At 45.3% G+C, this 22,726-nt stretch carries 21 protein-coding genes and 1 pseudogene; 7 read left to right on the top strand and 15 right to left on the bottom strand.

Annotated elements, in window-relative coordinates; translation table 11 throughout:
• On the bottom strand, nt 1–128 hold a 128-nt coding region (locus AC1DVJ_RS25555; protein ID WP_477594689.1), incomplete at its 3' end, for an FAD-dependent oxidoreductase.
• Nucleotides 129–391: 263 nt separating this feature from the next.
• On the opposite strand from AC1DVJ_RS25555, the gene AC1DVJ_RS25550 reads away from it, so the two are divergent.
• Nucleotides 392–1,606: a PASTA domain-containing protein gene (locus AC1DVJ_RS25550; protein WP_477594687.1), complete on the top strand. Its 1,215-nt coding sequence runs from the start codon at nt 392–394 to the stop codon at nt 1,604–1,606.
• A 119-nt stretch (nt 1,607–1,725) separates the two neighbouring features.
• Here the strand turns inward: AC1DVJ_RS25550 and cysI are convergent, their stop codons facing one another.
• The 6 genes from cysI to AC1DVJ_RS25520 all read right to left on the bottom strand — a co-directional run bounded on the left by cysI (nt 1,726) and on the right by AC1DVJ_RS25520 (nt 9,168).
• Complete coding sequence (cysI, locus tag AC1DVJ_RS25545) at nt 1,726–3,447, bottom strand: assimilatory sulfite reductase (NADPH) hemoprotein subunit (RefSeq protein ID WP_477594685.1); 1,722 nt, start codon at nt 3,445–3,447, stop codon at nt 1,726–1,728.
• A gap of 38 nt (nt 3,448–3,485) precedes the next feature.
• Nucleotides 3,486–5,312 (bottom strand): assimilatory sulfite reductase (NADPH) flavoprotein subunit, encoded by a 1,827-nt coding sequence (locus tag AC1DVJ_RS25540; protein WP_477594683.1) that lies wholly within the window; start codon nt 5,310–5,312, stop codon nt 3,486–3,488.
• A 291-nt stretch (nt 5,313–5,603) separates the two neighbouring features.
• A complete protein-coding gene (gene sda, locus AC1DVJ_RS25535) occupies nt 5,604–5,774 on the bottom strand; it encodes a sporulation histidine kinase inhibitor Sda (protein WP_477594681.1) in 171 nt (56 codons plus the stop codon).
• Entirely contained in the window at nt 5,767–5,934 is a 168-nt protein-coding gene (locus tag AC1DVJ_RS25530) for a hypothetical protein (RefSeq protein ID WP_477594679.1), read from the bottom strand. The genes sda and AC1DVJ_RS25530 overlap by 8 nt, the downstream gene beginning before the upstream one ends.
• Nucleotides 5,935–6,135: 201 nt before the next feature.
• The gene (locus tag AC1DVJ_RS25525; RefSeq protein ID WP_477594677.1) at nt 6,136–6,405 is read right to left on the bottom strand and encodes a late competence development ComFB family protein; all 270 of its coding nucleotides are present in this window, start codon (nt 6,403–6,405) and stop codon (nt 6,136–6,138) included.
• 81 nt (nt 6,406–6,486) lie between these two features.
• Entirely contained in the window at nt 6,487–9,168 is a 2,682-nt protein-coding gene (locus AC1DVJ_RS25520) for an alpha-L-rhamnosidase (protein WP_477594675.1), read from the bottom strand.
• Between the two features lie 232 nt (nt 9,169–9,400).
• On the opposite strand from AC1DVJ_RS25520, the gene AC1DVJ_RS25515 reads away from it, so the two are divergent.
• Entirely contained in the window at nt 9,401–9,910 is a 510-nt protein-coding gene (locus AC1DVJ_RS25515; protein ID WP_477594673.1) for a metal-dependent hydrolase, read from the top strand.
• Nucleotides 9,911–9,979: 69 nt separating this feature from the next.
• Here the strand turns inward: AC1DVJ_RS25515 and AC1DVJ_RS25510 are convergent, their stop codons facing one another.
• Nucleotides 9,980–10,591 carry a hypothetical protein gene (locus AC1DVJ_RS25510; RefSeq protein WP_477594671.1) on the bottom strand — a complete coding sequence of 204 codons (612 nt, stop codon included), beginning with the start codon at nt 10,589–10,591 and terminating at the stop codon, nt 9,980–9,982.
• A 225-nt stretch (nt 10,592–10,816) separates the two neighbouring features.
• On the opposite strand from AC1DVJ_RS25510, the gene greA reads away from it, so the two are divergent.
• A complete protein-coding gene (gene greA, locus AC1DVJ_RS25505; protein WP_477594669.1) occupies nt 10,817–11,287 on the top strand; it encodes a transcription elongation factor GreA in 471 nt (156 codons plus the stop codon).
• A gap of 54 nt (nt 11,288–11,341) precedes the next feature.
• On the opposite strand, the gene murI is transcribed toward greA, so the two are convergent.
• From murI to AC1DVJ_RS25490, 3 genes are all read right to left on the bottom strand, one after another.
• The gene (murI, locus tag AC1DVJ_RS25500; RefSeq protein WP_477594667.1) at nt 11,342–12,115 is read right to left on the bottom strand and encodes a glutamate racemase; all 774 of its coding nucleotides are present in this window, start codon (nt 12,113–12,115) and stop codon (nt 11,342–11,344) included.
• 30 nt (nt 12,116–12,145) lie between these two features.
• A complete protein-coding gene (locus tag AC1DVJ_RS25495) occupies nt 12,146–12,916 on the bottom strand; it encodes a Cof-type HAD-IIB family hydrolase (protein WP_477594665.1) in 771 nt (256 codons plus the stop codon).
• 129 nt (nt 12,917–13,045) lie between these two features.
• A complete protein-coding gene (locus AC1DVJ_RS25490) occupies nt 13,046–13,576 on the bottom strand; it encodes an ATP-dependent Clp protease proteolytic subunit (protein ID WP_477594662.1) in 531 nt (176 codons plus the stop codon).
• Between the two features lie 256 nt (nt 13,577–13,832).
• Here AC1DVJ_RS25490 and AC1DVJ_RS25485 point away from each other — a divergent pair, with 256 nt between their 5' ends.
• The 3 genes from AC1DVJ_RS25485 to AC1DVJ_RS25475 all read left to right on the top strand — a co-directional run bounded on the left by AC1DVJ_RS25485 (nt 13,833) and on the right by AC1DVJ_RS25475 (nt 15,627).
• Nucleotides 13,833–14,924 carry a lactonase family protein gene (locus AC1DVJ_RS25485; RefSeq protein WP_477594660.1) on the top strand — a complete coding sequence of 364 codons (1,092 nt, stop codon included), beginning with the start codon at nt 13,833–13,835 and terminating at the stop codon, nt 14,922–14,924.
• Nucleotides 14,921–15,235 carry an MGMT family protein gene (locus AC1DVJ_RS25480; RefSeq protein WP_477594658.1) on the top strand — a complete coding sequence of 105 codons (315 nt, stop codon included), beginning with the start codon at nt 14,921–14,923 and terminating at the stop codon, nt 15,233–15,235. The genes AC1DVJ_RS25485 and AC1DVJ_RS25480 overlap by 4 nt, the downstream gene beginning before the upstream one ends.
• 188 nt (nt 15,236–15,423) lie before the next feature.
• Nucleotides 15,424–15,627 (top strand): hypothetical protein, encoded by a 204-nt coding sequence (locus tag AC1DVJ_RS25475; protein ID WP_477594656.1) that lies wholly within the window; start codon nt 15,424–15,426, stop codon nt 15,625–15,627.
• Nucleotides 15,628–16,140: 513 nt separating this feature from the next.
• On the opposite strand, the gene pruA is transcribed toward AC1DVJ_RS25475, so the two are convergent.
• Together pruA and AC1DVJ_RS25465 are read right to left on the bottom strand one after the other, a co-directional pair.
• On the bottom strand, nt 16,141–17,712 hold the full coding sequence (gene pruA, locus AC1DVJ_RS25470) for an L-glutamate gamma-semialdehyde dehydrogenase (protein WP_477594654.1): 1,572 nt from the start codon (nt 17,710–17,712) through the stop codon (nt 16,141–16,143).
• A 52-nt stretch (nt 17,713–17,764) separates the two neighbouring features.
• Nucleotides 17,765–18,679, bottom strand: a complete 915-nt coding sequence (locus AC1DVJ_RS25465; RefSeq protein ID WP_477594651.1) for a proline dehydrogenase family protein — start codon at nt 18,677–18,679, stop codon at nt 17,765–17,767.
• 232 nt (nt 18,680–18,911) lie between these two features.
• On the opposite strand from AC1DVJ_RS25465, the gene AC1DVJ_RS25460 reads away from it, so the two are divergent.
• The gene (locus tag AC1DVJ_RS25460; protein WP_477594649.1) at nt 18,912–20,639 is read left to right on the top strand and encodes a sigma-54 interaction domain-containing protein; all 1,728 of its coding nucleotides are present in this window, start codon (nt 18,912–18,914) and stop codon (nt 20,637–20,639) included.
• A gap of 245 nt (nt 20,640–20,884) precedes the next feature.
• Here AC1DVJ_RS25460 and AC1DVJ_RS25455 read toward each other — a convergent pair whose 3' ends face one another.
• Both AC1DVJ_RS25455 and AC1DVJ_RS25450 read right to left on the bottom strand, forming a co-directional pair.
• Nucleotides 20,885–21,541, bottom strand: a complete 657-nt coding sequence (locus tag AC1DVJ_RS25455) for a hypothetical protein (RefSeq protein WP_477594647.1) — start codon at nt 21,539–21,541, stop codon at nt 20,885–20,887.
• Nucleotides 21,542–22,261: 720 nt separating this feature from the next.
• A pseudogene (locus AC1DVJ_RS25450) lies at nt 22,262–22,423 on the bottom strand (sugar phosphate nucleotidyltransferase); the annotation flags it as partial.
• Nucleotides 22,424–22,726: the final 303 nt, after the last annotated feature.

Raw genomic sequence — 22,726 nt, 5'->3', positions numbered from 1 at the left:
CTTCTGGCCTTGCCGCCTGGTATACTCTTAAACTCGTACACGGAAACCTCGTAGCCTCTTTCAACAAGTTCATGAGCAGCGCTCAAGCCAGCAACACCGCCACCCAAAATTACGACCTTTTTCAACACGTTCCCCCCTTGTTTTGGTGTTTTTTGTAAAATTATCTGATCTTTCTATCATATCATTTAGGTCAATTGAAGCATAGAGAAATCCTGATAGAATCCATCCATCAATTTTCCCAGGATGATTCCAAAATGCAGGAAAAAGTTGTACAGTAAAGTCTATAAGGGTGCAGGAACTTAGGCACCATACTCTTAAATTCCTATCTTCTTTCGAATCATTTATAATAAAGTGTAAAAGCACCCCTAACGCCAGAGAGGATGGTTAATCCATGCCCGATCGAATAGGTACACGATACGTGCCAAGTACACAAATCGTCTCTTTCCCTCATGGAACTCTCCATTATGGTGATGATGTATTTCTGACTCGCAAAGTACTACTGTATCGTAAAGCGCTTCGTCACAACCAACTAGGTGTTGACTACATAAGTTCTCTTCAGGATAAAGCCGCGTTTATTCACGACGGATTTCATCACATGCTGGATACGTCTATCGCTGAGGATGCCGTCACCATTATTTTGCAAGCGAGGCCAGGTTCGCTTTTCGTTAATCACATCAACAAGCGCCAATGGACGTTCCAGACCGTCGTAACGATGATGAGTGATTTGGGTGTTTCCTTGCTTGATGCGATGGAGGAAAAGATTACAGGCTTTTCTGTACGTCCTGATAATTTATGGTTAACCAATCAGAATAAACTTTCTGTCATTAACTACTGGGAGGAAGATGAACCCCAGGAGCAAGGTGCCATTGGTCTTTGCCGCTTAATGATTCAGTTACTTACGGGGAGCGAAACGATTTCTGATACGTACGACGTTATGCACACGAGTCTGGAGCGAGCTTCGATCCCAAGTGCTACTATGGAACAAAAATTAGCCCTTATTCGCCTCATCAAATTTATTTGCCATGGGCAATCCTCGCTCTCTTCGCTCGTATTTGGGTTGCGGAGCTTACCACCTTCCGTTCCTAATACCAAAAGTGTGAAGATAGCTGCGCCGATCGTAACACGAGATGTAGAACCGCAGCTTGATGTACAACCTGACTTACATCGCTCGCGTGTTGACAATGAGAGCATTAGCCGTTCATCACGTTCGGCAAAATTGATTGCTCTTAGCTCCGTTTCCGCGCTAGTCATTGGGATCATATCTGTATGGCAGCTATGGCCCGAACCCAAAGTCGTCGAAACCTTCGTCATTATCTCGCCGACACCTACGAGCACACCAATTCCGACTGTTAGCCCCAGTGCTAGCTCCACTGCCAAGCTAGCGAGCACGAATGAAGCCTCCGAGAAAACCGTCGTCCCTAACCTAGTCGGTGAAACGCAGCAGGTTGCTGAGAAAATGGCTTTGGAAGCTGGGCTCCACTATAATTTTGTCATTGAAACCAGCAAGCAGCCTAAAGGCACCGTTACCAAACAGGATCCAAAAGCTGGGACGGATGGCATGCAGGGTGATAATGTGACGTTCTGGGTAAGCAAGGGAGCGCAGTAGTGAGCCATACCACATTTACAGGRAGCAGGGGCGCGGTTGGCCCGAGGAAGCATCACAGGATGGCAACCATGAAAAAAGAGCAATCCAAGTAGACATCTACTTGAATTGCTCTTCTCTTGTTAAGCGTGGAAATCTTGACCTGAACGCACTTCTTTCACATAGCCAGCGCGGATAACGAAGTCACCGAAGTGTTCGTCACCATCACGATCTTTCGCATAGTGAGGAATGATCGTTTGCAGGGAATCCAAGATTTCGGATTCACCAATGTTTTCTTTGTACAGCTTATTCAAGCGGTTTCCTGCGAATCCGCCGCCTAGGTACATGTTGTACTTCCCAGCAGCTTTACCGATAAAAGCAAGCTCAGCTAGCATAGGTCGTGCACAACCATTCGGGCAACCCGTCATCCGGATTGTAATTTCTTCCTCACGAAGACCAACACCTTCAAGAATTGCCTCGACCTTCGTGATCAGCGAAGGCAGGTAACGTTCCGATTCCGCCATAGCGAGTCCGCAAGTCGGGAACGCTACACACGCCATCGAGTTTCTGCGAAGCGCGGAGTAGTGAAGACCATCCGTAATGCCGTGCTCTTTGATCAACTCTTCGATTTTCTTCTTTTTCTGAGTAGTCACGTTACCGATGATCAAGTTCTGATTCGACGTGAGTCGGAAATCACCAGTATGGATCTTAGCAATTTCGCGAAGACCTGTCATCAAACGGTAGTCTCCATCGTCCATGACGCGGCCGTTCTGAATGAACATCGTGAAATGCCATTTCCCGTTGCTTCCCTTCACCCAACCATAACGATCTCCGTTGGATTCGAAATGGAACGAACGAGCTGACTCAAGGTTCCAACCAAGTCGCGTTTGCAGTTCGTTCACGAACCACTCAATCCCGCGATCATCGATCGTGTATTTGAAACGCGCATGTTTACGTACAGAACGGTCACCGTAATCACGTTGGATCATAACCGTTTTCTCAGCTAGATCAACGGCTTGCTCTGGCTTAATGAAGCCGATCACTTGAGCTACTTGCGGATACGTTTTGACATCGCCGTGCGACATCCCCATACCGCCGCCGACGGATACGTTAAAGCCAACCAAGCGACCTTCTTCAATAACCGCGATGAAGCCTAGATCCTGCGAGTAGACGTCTACATCATTGGATGGTGGAACCGCGATACCGATTTTGAACTTCCGCGGCAAATACACGTGTCCGTAGATCGGCTCTTGTTCTTCCGTGTCACGGCTATCGATCATTTTCTCGCCGTCGAGCCAAATTTCATGGTAGGCTCTCGTACGCGGATCCAAGTGGTTAGAGATGCGATTCGCCCACTCATACACTTCACCATGAACCTCGGATTGGTACGGGTTCGGGTTACACATCACGTTACGATTCACGTCACCACATGCAGCAAGCGTGCTGAGCATGGAGGCGTTCACTTCTTGAATCGTTTTCTTCATGTTCCATTTGATGACACCGTGCAATTGAAAGGATTGACGCGTCGTAAGACGAATCGTCCCGTTCGCATACTTCTGTGCAACGCGATCCATCATCAACCATTGGTCAGAGGTTACAATACCGCCAGCAGCACGTACGCGCAGCATGAACTGGTAGGCAGGCTCTAGCTTCTGTTTCGCACGCTCGTTACGAAGGTCACGGTCATCTTGCATGTAGCTGCCGTGGAATTTCATCAAACGGTTATCATCCTCGGGGATGGAACCTGTGATGCGATTCTCAAGCGTTTCTTCTAGACTTCCGCGTAAGTAGTTACTGCGGATTTTAATTTGTTCTACATCGCTATGTGGAGCACTATTCTTCGATAGTAAATTATTTTCTGACATCTTGAGCTTTCTCCTCTCGTGATCGCGGGGATCCTATTTTAATAAACATCCCGTTGATAACGTTTTTGCTGTTGCATATTAGCCACATATTRCACGGCTTCGTCGTTGCTTAATCCGCCCTCTTGCTCAAGAATCGTGATTAGAGCGGCATTTACATCATGAGCCATTCTCTTCTCGTCGCCACAGATATACAGAACAGCGCCTTCTTGCAGCCATTGATACAGCTCACGGCTTTTCTCTAGCATGCGATTCTGAACGTATACCTTCTGATCCGTATCACGGGAGAACGCTACATCCAATTTCGTAAGCACGCCATCTTTCAACCAACGCTGCCATTCAACTTGGTATAAGAAGTCTGTAGCAAAGTGCTGATCCCCATAGAATAACCACGTTTTCCCTTCAGCGCCCGTCTCTTCTCTTTCAGCAAGGAATGAACGGAATGGCGCTACGCCAGTACCAGGTCCAATCATGATGATTGGCGTTTCTGGATTCTCAGGCAGCTTGAAGTTCGGGTTGCTTTGAATGTACACTGGCAACGCTGCGCCCGATTGTGCACGCTCAGCAAGGTGAACGGAGCAAACGCCATAACGGTTACGTCCATTGGCTTCGTAGCGTACTGAACGCACCGTGATATGCACTTCATCAGGTGAAGCTTTGGACGAACTAGCAATCGAGTACAAACGCGCAGGCAATTTACGAAGAACGGCTACGAACTGGCTAGCAGACACACCTTGTAGGGAGAAGTCTTRCACCAAATCAAGCAGATCGCGACCAGCGATGTATGATTTCAACTCAGCTTCATTGCCAGCAGCAACAAGCGCTTGAAGTTTATCGTTTGAAGTAAGCTTTGCCACTTGCTCCAGCAATGGTTTCGTCAATACCGTGATTTCGTAATAACGAAGAAGTGCTTCTTGCAATGGACGTTCTTCGCCATTTTTGTTAACAGCAACAGGCGTGCTTGCATTCCAATCCATCGCTTGAATCACTTCATTGACAAGACGCGGATGATTTTCTGGGAATACACCCAAGCTATCGCCTGGTTCATATTGCAGATTGGAACCCTCTAAGGAGATTTCCACATGGCGCGTTTCACGATCGGAGCCGCGACCATTCAAGTTCAAGTTCTCAAGTACTTCTGCTTGGAACGGGTTCGTTCTGGAGTATTCCGACTCAGCGGAAGCAGCACTCCCACTCACGGGTGCAGCGCCACCAACGGAGACGCTAGCGGATGCAGCATTCAAAGTGTTCAGAACACCAGACACCCACGCCGCAGCAGGCTCATCGAAATCAACATCACAATCTACACGATCGACGAGTGACTTCGCGCCAAGCTCTTGCAAACGCTTATCAAAATCCTTACCAGTTTGACAGAAGAATTCATAAGACGTATCGCCCAAGGAAAGAACAGCATAACGAAGTTCTTCTAATTGAGGCGCTCTTTTGCTATGAAGGAATTCGTAGAATGAGATCGCATTATCAGGCGGATCGCCTTCACCATGTGTACTGACAATCATGAGTAGGTTTTGTACCTTTTTCAGATTGTTCGGTTTGAAGTCACTCATCGAGGAGAGYGTTACTTGGAACGACTGCTCTTCTAGTTTTTTAGCTAGCTTTTTAGCTAATCCATGGGAATTACCTGTTTGTGATCCAAAAAGGACCGTAACTTCTTTGGAAATGACAGGTTGACTCGCTAGCGCCGTTGGTACGGAAGCACCAGGCGCTGCCGCAGAAGTTGTCGAACCTTGCTGAGCTGTTAGATAGCCACTCAACCAAATTCGTTGCATATCTGTTAACGTTGGTAGGACACGGTTGAGCAATTCAACTTGCTCTTGGTTAAAAGGACTGTTTAAGACTTGAAGTTCCAACAAAATCCACCTCATCAGCATGTATTGATAAGCTTTGCTATTTTTCGCACTATTTTTTACTCTCCATTGAAACATATCATTGTGCACACAATAGGTCAATTAGAATCATCTTATGAGACTTATAAGGGGAATTGATATATGGTTAATTGCTGACCCTACGGTCATCGCTTTCTCGACTTGCTCCCTTTTCTTGAAAACAAAAAATCCCCTACCGTGCAACGCCAGGAGTTTCCTGTCCGTCACATTGTAAAGGAGTCATATCTTTTTTAAACTCACCGCACGCGGTGAACATTATCTTGTACTTTCTAGGCTGTTTTCTCGGAATAAACTAATCTGTCTTGCTTGAATTTCTAGCAGTAGAAATATGAGAAATTCCTTACTCAGCTTCATCCGGCTTGCATTTATATATGCATCAACAAGTGTGTCATTGGATATGGCTTTTAAATCATCGCGATCATTCATTGTGCAACAACCATTTCGGGTTTTCTTCAAGCATCGACATCATTTTTTTCATGGATTGTTGGATTTGTTCATCGGAGGGCAAGCACATACTGCCATAAGATTGCTGTACAACATCCGTTAAGACCGAATCAAAAATGCCATTAAACTGCTCTGTTTTCACACGAACCCCTCCTGATTTTCATTTATTTGGAAATTTCTACTACCATCTTATCTCGAAATGAGCAAGAAAACAGCGCATTTTTTTTTGCATCCCTTACGTGTTTTTTTTCTATATTATGTAATTTTATTTGCATTCAGGTTAATAAAGGTCCCAAAAGGAAAACCAGCGGCTTCAAAAGAAGCCGCTGGTTTCACATGTCATTTATTCACGATGATGCTGATGATGCTCAACAATGCTCGATGCTTCCATCAGTTCTCGCATTACGTCCGAACGCAACTGTTGATTCGTAAATTCACCTTTTACAAATAGATGCCCCTTCTCACTGGAGGTATAACGTGGCGGAAGTCGGTTCAGCGCTATTGCCAATATATCATCCTGGCACGTTAAACAATCACACTTCAATTCATAATTTCTCCGAAACTCTTCGAACAAATGAGTAACCACGGTTTCCATTGCGTTGATGACAGCCATCTTGTAACTCTCCCTCTAGGAACCTTCGTTAGGTCTATTATACTCGATAAACCTAGAATGACAAAGTTAAGGAGTTTAGTCTCAAGCATGTACGCGAATTTGATAGATTCCTGAGCCAAGTTCGAAGGATACATCGCCTTCTGCTTCCCGAAGGGTATTAATACCCGATACGGCTTCTATCTTATGACCATTGCAAGTCATTTCCGAAATCGTCGTCCTGCATAAGAATGCTTCTCCAGTCGTATTCGGCGGGAGCTGGAACGTATAGCTTACCGCACCAYTCTCTTCGATTGTCCACTCACTGCGAACCAACCCATAATTCGTACTAAGGGATGCTTTGGCATAAGCGAGTCCAGAATCTGGCCGCGGTCGGAAGACCACGCGTTTGTACCCTGGCTGCAGATCATCTGAATCCAAACCTGCCACTTTCCGATATAGCCAATCGCCAATCGAACCGTAGGCATAATGATTGTAAGAATTCATTTTATCACTCCAGAACGTACCATCCGGTTTGATGCCATCCCAGTGCTCCCAAATCGTTGTAGCCCCTTGATGGATCGAGTACAGCCAGGATGGATAGTCTTCTTGCTGAACAAGCTTAACAGCCACATCATGATAGCCATTCTCAGACAACACATGGCATAGATAAGGTGTGCCGACAAAGCCTGTCGTCAAATGGTAATTCTGCTCTATTACATACGCAGCCAGGGTTGCTGCCAAGCGCACTCGTGTGCTTCCTGTTACAAGTCCGAACATCAGCGGAAGCACATGTGCTGTCTGTGTGTCTCCAGCCAACCTGCCGCTTGGCGTCACAAACTCCGTTGTAAAAGCTTCCACAATACGCTCATAGAGGGCTGAGAACTCCGCGACATCCGCTTCGCGTCCTAGCACTTCAGCTGTTTTGACAAATAATGAAGTCGAATAGGCATAGAAGCAAGTCGCAATTAAATCTTTGGGCGTGGCCCCGACATAGCTGCCCTCTTTGGCATCCAGTCCCAGCCAATCGCCGAAATGAAAGCCGGTCTGCCACAAGTATTCATTCTCTCCTTGTTGTCGGATGTAGGTAATCCATCCTTTCATACTCTCATACTGCTCTTCCAGAACCCGCTTATCCCCATAAACTTGATACAAAGTCCAAGGACAGATGACAGCTGCATCTCCCCACGCAGCAGAGGAATGTTCATGCTCTCTTAGAACGTGCGGGATAACGAAAGGGACACCGCCATCCTCGCATTGGTCCGCTTTCAGATCTCGCAGCCATTTGCTGAAAAAGAGGGCCACATCATAGTTAAAAGCGGCTGTTCGAATAAACACCTGCGCATCCCCCGTCCAACCGAGCCTCTCATCACGCTGCGGACAGTCCGTCGGCACATCAAGGAAATTGCCCCGCTGTCCCCAAACGATATTACGCTGAAGTTGGTTCAAGAGTGGATGAGAACATTCAAACGTCCCTTTCGCCGCCATATCTGTATGGATAACCAGGCCCGTGAAGCACGAGGTATCGAGGGCTATTTCCTGCGGCCAACCGACAACTTTGACATAACGGAACCCTTGGAAGGAGAAATGCGGCGCATAAGACTCTTCCCCTTGCCCATTACACACATAAGTAACTGTTTGCTTCGCCGACCGCAGGTTCCCAATGTAGAAATTACCTTGTGCGTCCAGCACTTCAGCATGCAGCAGATCAATGCGTGTACCCGCAGGCAGGCTTACACGCAGATGCACTTTTCCAACCATGTTCTGCCCAAAATCAAGCACTGTTTCGCCTAACGGGGTTTCAATGACAGCAACAGGCTTCAGCTGCTCCGTCACGCGAGAAGGATCATTCTCCTGCATGATGAGCATTTCTGTGCCATAGTTCAGTTCAACTACAGGAACCCATGATGAGTCCTCATAATTCGGCAGACTCCAACCCGAATGCGCTAATCCAGCATCGTAGATTTCGCCATGATAAAGCTCTGACATTCGGACAGGCCCGAGTGAAGCTCGCCAGGAGGAATCACTGCTCACGACTTCCTCAGAGCCGTCCTCGTAGACGATATGCATTTGCATAAGAAGCGCTCTAACGCTTCCGTAAATATTCCGCTGATTATCCCACCCTAAGTTTCCTTTAAACCAACCATTTGCCAGCACCGCACCGATAGTATGCTGATTCCCTGACGTCAGCTTATTCGTAACATCGTAGGACTGAACCTGCAAGCGATGCTTGTAACTTGTCCAGCCTGGTGTAAGCTCCCAATCGCCGACCCGCGCACCATTGAGTTCTAGCTCGTAGACACCGTGACTTGTTGCATAGATCGTCGCCTTACGGATCTGCCCGCTTACGGTGAATGTTTTTCGAAGATAGTAGGCTTCTTCTGCATCTGGATCTAATCTTGTTGGATCTGGTGTAATCCATTCCGCTTGCCAATCCGATGACCGAAGCTGTCCCATTTCCCAGAAAGCGATTTCACTCCACGGCGATTCAAGGCCGGACTGACTCCATACTTTAACACGATAGAAATAGCGGGTCCGCGGAAGAAGCTCTGGTCCTTCGTACGTAATAAGCACGGATTGATCCGAAGTGATTCGAGCCGTGTCCCATACCAAATTCGTTGGTTCGAAATCACTAGATTGCATACTCACCTGAATGCGATAGGCAGCTTGCTGGATAGCGTTGGTGTCAGCTTCGAGCTGCCAAGTAAAGCGTGGCTGCGGGGTATCCAATCCAACTGGATTGACTCTGTATTCACAATGCAAAGCTGAAATTCGAATGGTACTCAATGGACTTCTCCTCCTAGATACACGGAACGCGTTGTGTGTGATGTGCATTTAGCTTTTCTGCACCTTTACGTTCTATTGTAGAGGATCAAACCCGTTAATATTAAGGTGGATCAAGACATTCTCATGGGTCAAATACGACATTTTCTATTTTATTTTCCGATACCCTTAATTTCCATGTCCAAATCGAATAGTATAAAGTTATATCGAACTCATAGAATGGAAGGCGTTAATTATGCTGCAAAAAACACATAGTGTTGCTGGAATGATTGCTGCCGAGCTCGTTCTCATTCAAAGCGACATCAGCTTCTTCACTTGGGATGCCGCAGGCTCTCTTTTACTCGGCTGCTTGGCGGGTACATTAGCCGACGTCGATAAGCCTGGCTCCACCATGGCCAAGGTGTTATTCCCTTTATCTGCGCTGCTTCATATTTTGAAAATCAAACATCGAACATTGACGCACTCTCTGCTTTTTATGGCATTGCTCGCTGTGATCAGCTTACCTCTGAACCCTTTATATTTCTGGGTATTCCTCCTATCCTATGCTTCACACGCCTTCATCGACCTTCTGAATGATCGGGGCGTCCAGTTGTTCTGGCCTATTCCATTCAAAATACGACTACTGCCCAAATGGTTGGCGATCGACACGGGCTCAGCGAGTGAAACCGTTTTTCGCTGGTTTCTATTAGTAGCCTGTCTGGCAATTCCGTTCTGGCACTACGTGTTACCGTATTTGCCTTATTAACGGGGTGTGGCTTACAAAAAAAAAAGGATGCACGGATCATTTGATCAATCCGTGCATCCTTTTTAACCATTATGTCACTTGCATGCCAATGACAAGTCTGTTTGTTATTTGATTATATGCCAAGCGATATTTTTTCCCATTGTTGAGTTTAAATTTTGCAGCATTATTCGCTGTTAATTGAAAGAAAATGTCCGGAGTCTCTACACCACTTTTCAAGATTCTAAATGTTTGGCATACGCCTCCACGTCGGACGGTTATCGTTTTTATAGTACTTTTAATCCCAAAAGCATCCATAAATGGTCCACCCAAAGTAATGGTGTTTTCGTGGAGTCTATTCCGATCGAGAAGAAATTGAGCCGTGCCACGGGTCACAGGTGCTCTGAACATTCTCATTATGTTCGTATTTTCATTGAATACAAGCAAATAGCGCTGTTCCTCTTTGACTTTGAAGAGTCGGGCTGTATTCGTATTTAATGCAGCGATATGGAAATCGCATTCCGATGCATCTCCTTTAACAACACGCATCCGCTTCTTGATGTTACCCCGCTGGAGAATAACGATAGAACCATCTGGAATTCTAAACAGACTAGCTGCGGGGCCGCCCCCGCATTCATTAATCAAAATCGTAGTTGCATTTAATTCTGACGAGATATTAATATCAACAAGTCCTCTTAAAATCATGTTCATCCCACCTAAATAAATTAAATAGCTTTCAATTTATTTATACGTAGAATTAAAATAATTTCTTGTATTCTTGTTACAAAACATAGTTTAAACAGAATAATATCCCATCCACTATTTCATAGGTAATAGGCCGCCACAAATAATTCCTCAGTCCGATTGCTTTACTTGTCTCGAGTACTTTAGTAGTATAGCTAATATCGAATGAAACGAGGTGCTTGACGTTTGTCTAATGATGAAATCATTTTGACCCCTGAGGGTTTACGCAGTTTAGAGCTAGAACTTGAAGATTTGAAAACAGTGAAGCGTAAGGAATTAGCAGCCCGTATCAAATTGGCGATTTCCTACGGCGATCTAAAGGAAAACAGCGAATACCATTCAGCGAAGAACGACCAGTCTTTTATGGAAACACGCGTGCTAACGATTGAACGGATGCTCAAAAAGGCCAAGGTCGTGAAGAATACCGGCACATCCAAAGTACAAGTTGGTTCCACCGTTGTATTGAATGATGTGGAATTTGYCGAAAAAATCGAGTACAAAATCGTTGGTTCTCAAGAAGCAAATGTCAACGAAAATAAGATTTCGTATGAAAGCCCGCTTGGTATTTCCCTCATGAATAAGACGGTTGGCGATGTGATCAGTGTGAACGCGCCGATGGGCATCATTAGTTATGAGTTGCTCGAGATTCGTATTTAAGAAAACACAAAAAGCAGTCAGTAACTAGAAGTTCTAGTTATTGACTGCTTTTATTCATTTCGCGGCTTGGAGGAAGGCTAGCGCCTTTTCCATCTTCTGTATGTAGGCGGAATCCGTACTGGAGCACATCCATTTCACATGCGCACTCCCCGTTTCGAGCAGCTGGTCGCTGTCCTGCAAAACTTGCATTAAGCGATTCACAGTCCCTCTGCTTCCATCCACAATTTGAATGTGACTAGGCAGCAGTTCGCTTAACATCCCACTATAGAATGGGTAATGTGTGCAGCCCAGTACTACGGTTCCATAGGCACTCAGATCAAAAGGGGCCAATTTCGTCATAAAATAGTCGATCATCTGCGGGCCATCCACGATGAGATTTTCACAAAATTCCACAAGCTCCGGCAAAGGAAGCGAATCTACCATCCCCATATCATCAATCCGGGATACTAGCTCCCGGTATTTAGCCTGCTTCAGCGTAAGCGGTGTAGCGAATACAAGCACTCGTTTGCCTGATGAACGATTCATCTCAAGGGCTGGCTTTACCGCAGGCTCCATCCCAATGATGGGCAGCTTGTAGATTTTCCTTAACTCGGCGATCGCGATACTTGTGGCTGTATTACAGGCGATCACAAGCGCCTTAATCTCTTCTTGGATAATGGCATCCACCGATTGCTTGACGAAGGTCAGAACCTCATCCTTCGATTTGGTCCCATAGGGCACATGCGCTGTATCTGCAAAATAAATAAAATCCTCATGAGGCATTCTCTTCATGGCTTCGTTCAAAACCGTAATTCCACCTAGACCTGAATCAAAAAAAGCAATTTTCATCCTATTCACCCTGTTTATAATCGTTCTCTCTTACAGAAGTCCTGCCGTGATAAGTCCGTTGCGTACGCCCTCTTCATCTACATGTGTTGTAACATGATCGGCATAAGGCAATAAATCTTTGTGCGAATTGCCCATCGCGATCCCGAAGCCTACAAAAGATAACATCTCCATGTCATTCAAACCGTCTCCGAAAGCAACGGAATCTTCTGGCTTCAAGCCTAGCAACTCCAGCATCGCGGCGATACCTTGTGCCTTGGAACCGCCGGCAGGTAACACATCCATCGCATGTTCGTGCCAACGAATGAGCTTAAACTCTGAAAGCAGCCCTTCATACAGATGTTCATCCTTCGCTTCACAGTGAAGAAAAACTTGATAAATATCATTCGATTTCCAGAAATGCGGGTCATAATTGGGTAAATCAACTTTCAATGAGGATACGGAGCTATGTACAAAAGGATGATCTTCCGCATCCGTCGCAAACGCATGCTCACCTTCAAATACGAGCGAATGCTGGTGCGCCGCAGCCAGCTCTACTAAAGCTTCGATCGCGCTCCTCGCGATTACGCGGTGGTAAAGAGGCTCGCCTTTGTAAACTGCGTATCCACCATTTAAGCATACATAAGAATCAATGCCAAGCAACTCAGCCAGTGGCTTAATGAAATAAGGAGCTCGTCCCGTTGCAATAACAGGCTCGATCCCGCTCTTTTTCAAATCGTGAATGGCCTTAACGGTGCTTGCTGGCACCTGCTTCTCCTCATTAACTAACGTGCCATCAATATCAAAAAAAACAATTTTGTACACAGTAGGGGTCTCCTTTTCATTCGGAAGCAGCACGCGGTGCTACACCATGTCTCTTTCTCTCAATTAAACACCAAATACCGAGAAAAAACAAAGAAAAAAGAGAATCCCTTGGGCTTCTCTCCCATCTTGCTATACGATGCTGTCGATGATGCCATAGGTTAACGCCTCTTCCGGACTCATATACCAGTTCCGTTGATGCTCCTTCACACGAGCCAGCTCTTCGGCTTGCAGACTCGTTTTGGACAAAATGCATTCATCATAGATGTTTTGCAGCCTCTGCGTTTCATCCACGCGATTTTTCAAGTGCTCCAAATGTCCATCAATATGCGTGGAAACGGAGTGATACATGAAGGTGCTCAGCCTTCCTGCGTACCTTTTGTGCCCGCTGACCGCGATCAACAGACTCATACTTGCCGCTAGTCCATATACATATGTGTGTACGGGCGTTTTGCTGTTCTCCATCACATTGATAAGACCGAAGCCATCGTAAACGCTGCCGCCATTACTATTAATGATCAGGTCGATTGGTACGCGTTTATAATCCTTTTCCTTCTTATCTTTGTCATCATCATATTGATTAATTTTAATAATTTGCTCGACAATCAGTTTCACAGAGGTCTTATTGATGCCATCAAAGAGATATAGAGTTCTGTCACTCATAACATGCCTCCTGTCCGTAAGGCCTTGTATTACAGTAGTCTATTCTCGACTTTTACACTTTGTAACACGTTTGGGACAGTTTTCAGATTTTTGGGCGGAAAAATAGGAAATAAAGAGCCCGATGCGAGTACACACCAATCCACAACAAGTATGGAAGTTCAGACGTCACTCCCTCGCCATACACCAAACAGTTGCCCATATGATTCGGATTTGAGATAATGCTCATAGTGAAAATAGATGAATGGGAGTGACATCCGTGGACAAGCAGCAACAGAAGAAACAAACTTTAGCCTTTATTGGATCTTACGCCGATGCGAAGAATCCGGGAGTGTATACGGCTCAATATGATGCAGAAACGGGAAGCTTATCACTTACACATAACGTATCTGGATTGCAAAATCCAACCTTCCTAGCTGTTGATACAGTAAATTCCAGATTATATGCATTAGGAGAAGGTATCGGTACGGAGGGTCAGAAATGCGGAGCAGCATTTGCTTACACGATCGAGCCCGTGACAGGTGAATTAACGCTGCTTAATCAGGAAAACACATTGCCCGCCACTACATGCCATATCCAGCTAGACAACACGAATCAAGTCGTGATGGTGACTAGCTACCACGGTGGCATGGTTGGCTTATCTCCTATTTTAGCCGATGGTCAGATTGGTACTTCTGCAGACATCCAGCAGCATCTAGGCTCGAGTCTTCTTCCCGTACAGGATCGGCCTCGTGCACATTCCGTTTTTGTGGATCGTGCGAATCGCTACATAGGAGCCTGTGATTTAGGTCTTGATAAAATTATTTTATACAAACTCGATCTTGCTGCTAATCGCCTTGTTCCTCATGAGGAAGTATCTGTTACACCTGGTTCGGGGCCTCGTCATTTTGCCTTCCACCCGTCTTACCAATACGGATATGTGATTAACGAACTTGGTTCTACGGTTACAGCCTTCAGCTATAATGAGGAACTAGGTAAACTGACAGAAATCCAAACCATTCCAACACTGCCTGCCTCCTACGATGGCGAAAATAATGGATGCGCAGACATCCACGTCTCACCAGACGGACGTTACCTTTATGGTTCCAACCGCGGACACGATAGTATCGTTGTGTATGCCATTGATGAACATAATGGAAAACTGACACTGATTGAACACGCACCAACCTTAGGCAAACATCCACGAAATTTCGGGATTTCGCCTGACGGACGATTCGTCATTGTAGCGAATAAAGACTCCGATAACATTGTTAGCTTTGCGCGCGACGAAGCAACTGGGAAGCTTGTCCCAACAGGCAGTGTTCTTGAGATGTCTCAGCCTGTATGCATCAAGTTCCTTCCAGTAAAATGACACCTTTTACGGAGAAGGTTCTCCAAGTCATTCGATCCATACCCGAAGGAAAAGTAATGACATATGGACAAGTTGCGCGGCAAGCTGGAAGCTCAAGGGCAGCCCGGCAAGTCGTGCGGATTCTGCATGCGATGAGCAAAAAGCACCGTCTTCCCTGGCACAGAGTCCTCAACGTCCGCGGAGAAATCGCGATTGGGGATGATGAGGGTGCGCAGCTGCAACGGTTTTTGTTGGAGTCTGAGGGTGTTCATGTAGCGGAAGATGGGCTTGTGTTGCTTTCGGATTACCAATTTCATACGGAAGAGGATTGATACTGAAGTAATGAAGGAATTTCTCATGCTTCACGATCCGGATTCATAATGATATGCTAATCAAAATTAATCATAGCTGGTCGTGAAGAACACGCCGCTTTCATCATGATTTCAAAGGAGTTCCTCCTTTTCGAAATCGTGGTAGAGCGGCGTTTTGTTTTTGAACCCGCAGAAGGAGGATAGGAAAGATGAAATTCGAACAAGCATTCGATACGTTTATGGCACAACAAATTGAGGGGGAAACCAATAAACGAAGGAGAGAGCGGTTAGAACGAGGACTGGGACATGGTGAGACCGAATTACTTCGGTCAATCTGGTATCCAGCCATAGGAAACTTCAATGATTTGTACCCAGAATGGGAGGTGCGTGATTATGCAAATAAGTATCGCTAATTGGATCTCGCATATATGCCAGAGATGCGAGGTCAACAGTACTCCCCATTGCATATCCTTCCATTATTGAATCGCCGAAACAGTGCCAACAACTCATCCTTTCACTTGTTGRCAAATTCATTTCGACCGACGTCCCCTCGACACTATCATAGTTAGAAAGTGAGATCATTCGCTATGCTCGGAGATCGCCGTTTCCCATAACCGCCGCCGAATTGTCATCGCATCTAAAAATCAGCACAAAGCACACGAGAACACTCTTGCACCAATTGACTGAACAGCGGCTTTTAAAAGTAGCTAGCGGCAATGTGAGATTGCGCAGCTATCAGCTTAACTTGTAAAACTAGCAAGAAAAGTTGAGGAGGCTCAATCGAGATACGGAACGTTTAGCTCAGATTGGTGGGGAGGCAGGGTGTCGTTGCATGAACTAGCAGTAGTAGCGTGCTTCAGCAATTAAAACCAAAAACCCCACCTCGGACGAAGTGGGGCAATCATTTATATATGGAACTGTTGTGCCTAAACCTTACGTGAAGTCATCTTCGCTTGCGTCAGCAGCATCAAGTAATCATAGCCGCCTGCTTTGGAGTCGGTACCCGACATATTGAAGCCGCCGAATGGATGCACGCCAACAAGTGCGCCCGTACATTTACGGTTGATGTACAAGTTGCCGCAATGAACAGTTTCCAATGCTTCCGCTATACGATCTTCGTCTGTGGAGAAATAGGAACCCGTCAACCCGAACTCGGTGTCGTTGTACATTGCAATCGCTTCTTGCCAATCCTTCGCTTTCGCAAGCGCAAGCACAGGTCCAAAGATCTCCTCCTGCATCAAGCGTGCTTTGCCGCTTACATCACCAAACACAGTTGGCTGAATGTAGTAGCCATTACCTTCTGCTTTACCGCCACCTGCCAGCAACGTACCTTCACCTTTACCGATTTCGATATATTCCAAAATTTTGTTGTATGATGCTTGATCAATCACCGGTCCTGCCGCGAAGTTCAACTCTGGCAAACCGCTTTGTAGTTTGTTCGTGTAAGCAACGACCTTCTCCACCACTTCGTCGTAGACAGATTCTACGATAATGGCGCGGGAGCCCGCGGAGCATTTCTGACCTTGGAAGCCGAAAGCCGATGCCACAATTGCAGCTGCAGCCGCGTCAAGATCAGCGGTTTCGTCAACGACGATACCGTCTTTACCACCCATTTCAGCAATCACACGCTTGATCCAAATTTGACCTGGCGCTACGTCAGCAGCAAGTCTGTTGATACGTAAGCCGATCTCTTTGGAGCCTGTGAAGGAGATAAAACGCGTTTTCGGATGCGTCGTCAAGTAGTCGCCTACCTCAGCGCCACTGCCTGGGATGAAGTTAATAACGCCAGCAGGCAGACCTATTTCCTCCATCAAAGCAACAAATTTGTGCGCGATCACAGGTGTCGTGGAAGCCGGCTTCAATAATACAGTATTCCCAGAAACAACAGCAGAAACCGTCATCCCAACACAAATCGCTAGCGGGAAATTCCAAGGTGGAATAACAACGCCCACACCAAGCGGGATATAGGAGATTTGGTTATTCTCACCAGGGATTCGTACCAATGGCTGTGTCTCATTAATTTGACTTAAACGGATCATCTCACGCGCATAGAACTCGATGAAATCAATCGCTTCTGCCGTATCAACGTCAGCTTCTACGTAGTTTTTGCCGGACTCAAGGATCATCAGTGCCGAGAATTCATGCTTCCGAGCACGCATAAGTGCTGCTGCTTTGAACAAGTACTCCGCACGCTCTCTAGCGGGAACCTTTTTCCAAGTCTCGAAAGTTTCAAGCGCGACATTCATTGCTTTTTCAGCCAAACCTTGATCCGCTTTACTCACGTACCCGATGATTTCATCCACATTCCCTGGATTAATGGATGTAATCTTTGCTTCTGTCATAACCTTCTCAGAACCAATATATAGCGGGTATTCCTGACCAAACTCACCTTTAACCTTTGCGATTGCCGCTTGCATCGCCTTTACATTCTCTTCTTGTGCAAAATTCGTAAACGGTTCATTCGTGTATGGAATTACCTTCGTTGTTTGTGTAGTCATGTATAATTGCTCCTCTCCGAATAGAAAGCTTTTTTATATGATTTATCAAGAATTATTTGAACATATTTTTAAGAACAAACCAGACATTCGCTGGACGCTCTGCTAACCTTCTCATGAAATAACCGAACCAATCCACGCCATACGGCACATAAATACGGACTCGGTAACCCTCTTTCACTAGCTGCTTTTGCAGATCTTCACAGATTCCGTAAAGCATTTGGAACTCAAATTGATCCTTTGAGATCTTATTCTCACTAACGAATTGTTTAGTAAAGTTAATGATGGCCTCATCATGGCTAGCGACTGCTGTATAATGTCCGTTCAATAGATGCTTTTGAATAATGACTTTGTAATTCTCATCGACTGCACTTTTCTCTGGAAAAGCAACCTCTGGAGACTCCTTATAAGCGCCCTTCACCAATCGCAAATTCGCGCCGAGCTCATGTAGATCATCCATATCCTTCAAAGTACGGAACAGATACGCCTGAATCACAATGCCGACATTGTCGTATTCTTGACGAAGCTCACGGTAAATATCAAGGGAAACTTGACAGTGGGCATAATCCTCCATATCGATTCGCACAAAATTCCCATGCTGACGAGCACGATCTAAAATACGTTTCATGCTATTCACGCAAAGCTCTTTGCTTATATCAAGGCCTAACGAGGTCATCTTCAAGGAAAGATTGGACTTTACTCCAGATTCCGCAATCGCATCGAGGGTTTGGATACACATCGCAGCCGATTCTAACGCTTCTTCTTTGCTAAAAACAAACTCGCCTAAATGATCCAATGTAGCTACGCGGCCATCTTGATTTAAACCACGCACCGCGTTAATTGATTGTTGGATCGTCTCACCAGCCACAAAACGTGCTGCGCCAAAACGGAGTCCATATTTTTTCGCTAAGCGATTGGCTGCGCGACTTTTTCCTAGGGATTGAAACATATTTCGCATCATGAGTTCCATCTGTGGTTGCCTCCAAGAAGAAATTGTACACTTGTGTTTAATTTATAATTGAATTATACACTTATATTTCGATTTTGAACACTACTTGTTCAAAGTATTTATTTACATTGTACAAAATCCCAGAAAATCCATTCATATCTGTACATTATTCATTAGGGAGCCAACATGTGTTGAATCACCTATCTTTTCATGGTAAATTAAAACCAAATAAGGCTGATAAATGAGGTTAAACATGTTCATTCCTGAACACTTTCCATTGAACACATCCATTCAAACACTTCCTATAGAGACAACACTTACAGAGCTGACCTCATATATTCAAAAGGGAACAGCCGTCATGCTCCAACAAGAACTTGCCGTAGCCTTATTTACACCAGAGGATGCACAGTTGTTGAAGGCTTTTGAAGTTACGACTGATCTGACTTATCTCGTGGGCATTGACTATTTTAATGCTCCTATTTGTCCCATTGAGGAGCTCCACGACCATGACCACATGCAAGAGCTTTTACGAGGAAGAAGTCGCCCCTTTCTATGTAAAAATGAACAAGGAGCCATTCTTGGCTATATCACCCAAGCAGCTTATGCCGCATACCTGACGAAAGAGGGACAGAAATGGTATGCCTACTTTGCTGCCCTGGCGGATACCGTGACAGACGCCGTAACGGTCGTAGACCGGGAAGGTGCTGTTATCTGCTGGAACCCTGTCGCGGAAGAGCTATATGGGCTGCCGCGTGCAGACATTGTGGGCAAGCGCATTGGTGAACATTTTGACGTGGAAACCTTGATGGTTCTGAAAATGTTAGATGAAGGCCGTCTCATCCGTAACACGTATCATCGTCCAAGACCCGACACACACGTTCTCATCAATGCTTCACCGATTAAAGATGCCGCGGGCATCATCATCGGCGGTATCGCGACTGAGCAAGATATTACCCAACTGGTGCGATTGAACGAACAATTGACAACTGTCGAGTCCGTTGGGCTCCCGAATGAAGCTTCGCAAGCGGATCCTTTTGCACTGATCAAAGGAAAGGGGCCAGCCATCGGCAAGGTCATCCAATGGGCCAAAAAAGTCGCCGCAACCGATACCCCCGTCCTCCTCATCGGAGAATCTGGCGTTGGAAAGGAGCAGCTTGCACAAATTATTCATCAATCGAGCTCACGCCGGGTGCAGCCTTTTGTAACGGTTCATTGCGGTGTTGTACCTACAGGCATTTTGGAGACGGAATTGTTCGGGTATCAAGGCGGGGCATTTAGTGGAAGTCAAAGTGGTCAACCCGGTAAATTAGAACAAGCCAAAGAGGGTACACTATTTATTAACGATATTGAGAAAATGTCTCTAGAGCTTCAAGCCAAGCTTTATCGATATATTACTCAGCAAACACTTGTCCGCACCGGCGGCAATCAACTGATCAATGTACGAACTCGCATCATTATTGCGACCACAAAGGATCTAGCTAGCAAGGTGGCTTCTCATGAATTTCGAACCGACCTTTACTATGCCCTGAATGTCGTTTCCATCCGAATCCCGCCTCTGCGTGAACGGAACGAAGATATCCCGGCCATGGTTCATATGTATCTGAAGCAATTTTCTATTCACTACCAGAAGCCAGCCCCCGTTCTGTCGCCTGAAGTCATTTTAGCTCTGACACAATACAATTGGCCTGGGAACATTCAGGAATTGAAAAATGTCATCGAGCGATGCATGATCTTAAATGAAGATGAGATGATAATGTTAGAACATTTGCCACCTGCCCTCCAAGAGCAACAACCGAGTTTCATGCCGGACGTAGATGCATACCCTAATACGTTAAAAGAATCTGTGACCGAAGTGGATGAAATCACTTTGATTGTAGAAGCTTTAGCCAAAACAGCGGGCAACAAAAGCGCAGCAGCCAAGCTTCTCGGGATCTCCCGCGGAACTCTTTATAATAAGATGAAAGAATTTGAATTGGAGTAAGTAATTACTATCTGCACCATTTATCCAATTTAAGAACTATTATTAACAAGCACAAAAAAAGTAAAAACTTTGAATGAATTTCAAGGTTTTAATTATCTCCTAAATTTTCGTCAACTCAAAAAAGCTCAACTTACTATAATTCATTCCTAATATCAAACATAGGTAACGAATTATAGTAGCATTGAGCTCTATCTTTATATCTGCTATCTCAGGGGTCCCCCAACGCTAAAAGAAAATAATTACACCTACTCTTTTTTCTCCGGCTCCTCTGGTTGCTCTAGCTCCTCTGGTTGCTCTAGCTCCTCTGGTTGTTCTGGTTGCTCTAGCTCCTCTGGTTGTTCTGGTTGCTCTAGCTGCTCTGGTTGCTCTAGCTCCTCTGGTTGCTCTAGCTGCTCTAGCTGCTCTGGTTGCTCCTGTGCGCTAATAGCAACTGTTTCTCCCGTTGGTCCGATTGGTCCCATTGGTCCCATTAGTCCGATTGGTCCCATTTGTCCGATTGGACCCCTTGGACCCATTGGCCCCATTGGCCCCAATGGACCCATTGGCCCCCTTTCTCCTACTCCTGTTGCTCCGATTGGACCAATTGGACCCATTGGCCCGTGTGGTCCACATTCACCTTTATCACCACAATCACCTTTATCACCCTTATGACCACAATCACCTGTTGGACCTGTTGGACCCGTTGGGCCAGTATGACCTCTCTTTCCGCGATCACCATCTTCCCCACGTTTCCCTTTAGGTCCAGTGGCTCCAGTATCCCCTTTAGGACCAGTTGCTCCTATTTCTCCTGTTGCTCCTGTTGCTCCAGTTGCACCAGTTGCTCCTATCGCACCTACAGCTCCATCGAAGCCTCTAAAGCCACGTGGACCTCGATCTCCTTTTGGACCTTTTTTGACTATCACGACAACAATTTTGCGACAACATTTTTTTCCTTTTTTCTTACGTTTGTGACAGCCGCATCCACTTACTTTGTGGATCTTAGCCCTACTTTTTTTTATTATCATACTTTTTTTCACTGTCGTCGTACTTTTCTTTTTGCCAACTAAGAGACTCAATTACAACACCTCCTGTGATGCTTCATCATACGAGTTATCCCAAGGGTTTGTCTGTACTTTTTGGCAATGGATGGTTGTCCATTACAAAATATGCATATGACTATATGTRACAATACCTATGCACATCGTCTTTGTTCATTTCAAATAAAGCAAAACTAGCAAGGTTTCTGCGGTAAACAATTACTCGAAATGAGAATGGTGATGCGCCCGGATCTCCTCTCAAAAAACTGCATATATACATAGTCCTATATATGAGTAGCATCATTTTGTAACATATATCGAGTATGTTTTGCTATGGATTCCGGTTTATATCAACCTTTCTTAGTTAAGGCGATCCTCTTCTATTTTCGTCACGCTAATCGAGGAAATTTATCTGAGAGATTTCGATGCGTACGGTTATACAAATAACCGCTTACTGTCAAGTAACAGTAAGCGGTTGTCGTTTATCCGGCTAGTTTTCCAGTGAGGATCGTGCAGGATTTTGCGGTGTACTCCAATGCTCCTCGTACAGGTGCTTGACTCCATTCCTTTGCAGGAAACGAATTGTTTTCTGAAGTTCATGAATTAACCGAGACAAATGATAAATTCATTAAACCCTTGTTCCGAATATATTTTCATAAGATGCCACAGTATTGGTTTACCTCCAATTTCAATCATAGGCTTTGGCTTATTAATGGATTCTTCACTAATTCTAGTGCCAAAACCGCCTGCTAATATGACTACTTTCATTCATTGCTCCTCCTTCATCGAACCATTTAATGCATAATATGATATTTTTTCCATAAAATACTAGTTTATTTGTCCATTTTTAGAATTTTATAATCTCGTAAAAAATTCGCAAGCTGCTAGAAATGAGATATATATCAACGCGAATAGGCTTGGTAACTACGATTGCGCGATCAGCATAACCGGGATCGTATGTGGTTGTAGCGCTTCAAGACAACACACATAAATTGAAACTATGAATAGGTTAGAATGACCGCCTTGGATTTCTTTAAATTATTAAGAAAGTGAGTGAACACTATGATCACC

This window comes from Paenibacillus sp. P4_A9, from assembly GCF_056402415.1.
This window is presented reverse-complemented; position numbering and strand designations above follow the sequence as displayed.

Excerpts from the sequence above, each read along its gene's own strand:
- AC1DVJ_RS25550 (WP_477594687.1), top strand. The coding sequence starts at position 392 with ATGCCCGATCGAATAGGTACACGATACGTGCCAAGTACACAAATCGTC.
- cysI (WP_477594685.1), bottom strand. The coding sequence starts at position 3,447 with ATGTCAGAAAATAATTTACTATCGAAGAATAGTGCTCCACATAGCGAT.
- sda (WP_477594681.1), bottom strand. The coding sequence starts at position 5,774 with ATGAATGATCGCGATGATTTAAAAGCCATATCCAATGACACACTTGTT.
- AC1DVJ_RS25525 (WP_477594677.1), bottom strand. The coding sequence starts at position 6,405 with ATGGCTGTCATCAACGCAATGGAAACCGTGGTTACTCATTTGTTCGAA.
- AC1DVJ_RS25515 (WP_477594673.1), top strand. The coding sequence starts at position 9,401 with ATGCTGCAAAAAACACATAGTGTTGCTGGAATGATTGCTGCCGAGCTC.
- AC1DVJ_RS25510 (WP_477594671.1), bottom strand. The coding sequence starts at position 10,591 with ATGATTTTAAGAGGACTTGTTGATATTAATATCTCGTCAGAATTAAAT.
- murI (WP_477594667.1), bottom strand. The coding sequence starts at position 12,115 with ATGAAAATTGCTTTTTTTGATTCAGGTCTAGGTGGAATTACGGTTTTG.
- AC1DVJ_RS25490 (WP_477594662.1), bottom strand. The coding sequence starts at position 13,576 with ATGAGTGACAGAACTCTATATCTCTTTGATGGCATCAATAAGACCTCT.
- AC1DVJ_RS25480 (WP_477594658.1), top strand. The coding sequence starts at position 14,921 with ATGACACCTTTTACGGAGAAGGTTCTCCAAGTCATTCGATCCATACCC.
- AC1DVJ_RS25475 (WP_477594656.1), top strand. The coding sequence starts at position 15,424 with ATGAAATTCGAACAAGCATTCGATACGTTTATGGCACAACAAATTGAG.
- pruA (WP_477594654.1), bottom strand. The coding sequence starts at position 17,712 with ATGACTACACAAACAACGAAGGTAATTCCATACACGAATGAACCGTTT.
- AC1DVJ_RS25465 (WP_477594651.1), bottom strand. The coding sequence starts at position 18,679 with ATGGAACTCATGATGCGAAATATGTTTCAATCCCTAGGAAAAAGTCGC.
- AC1DVJ_RS25460 (WP_477594649.1), top strand. The coding sequence starts at position 18,912 with ATGTTCATTCCTGAACACTTTCCATTGAACACATCCATTCAAACACTT.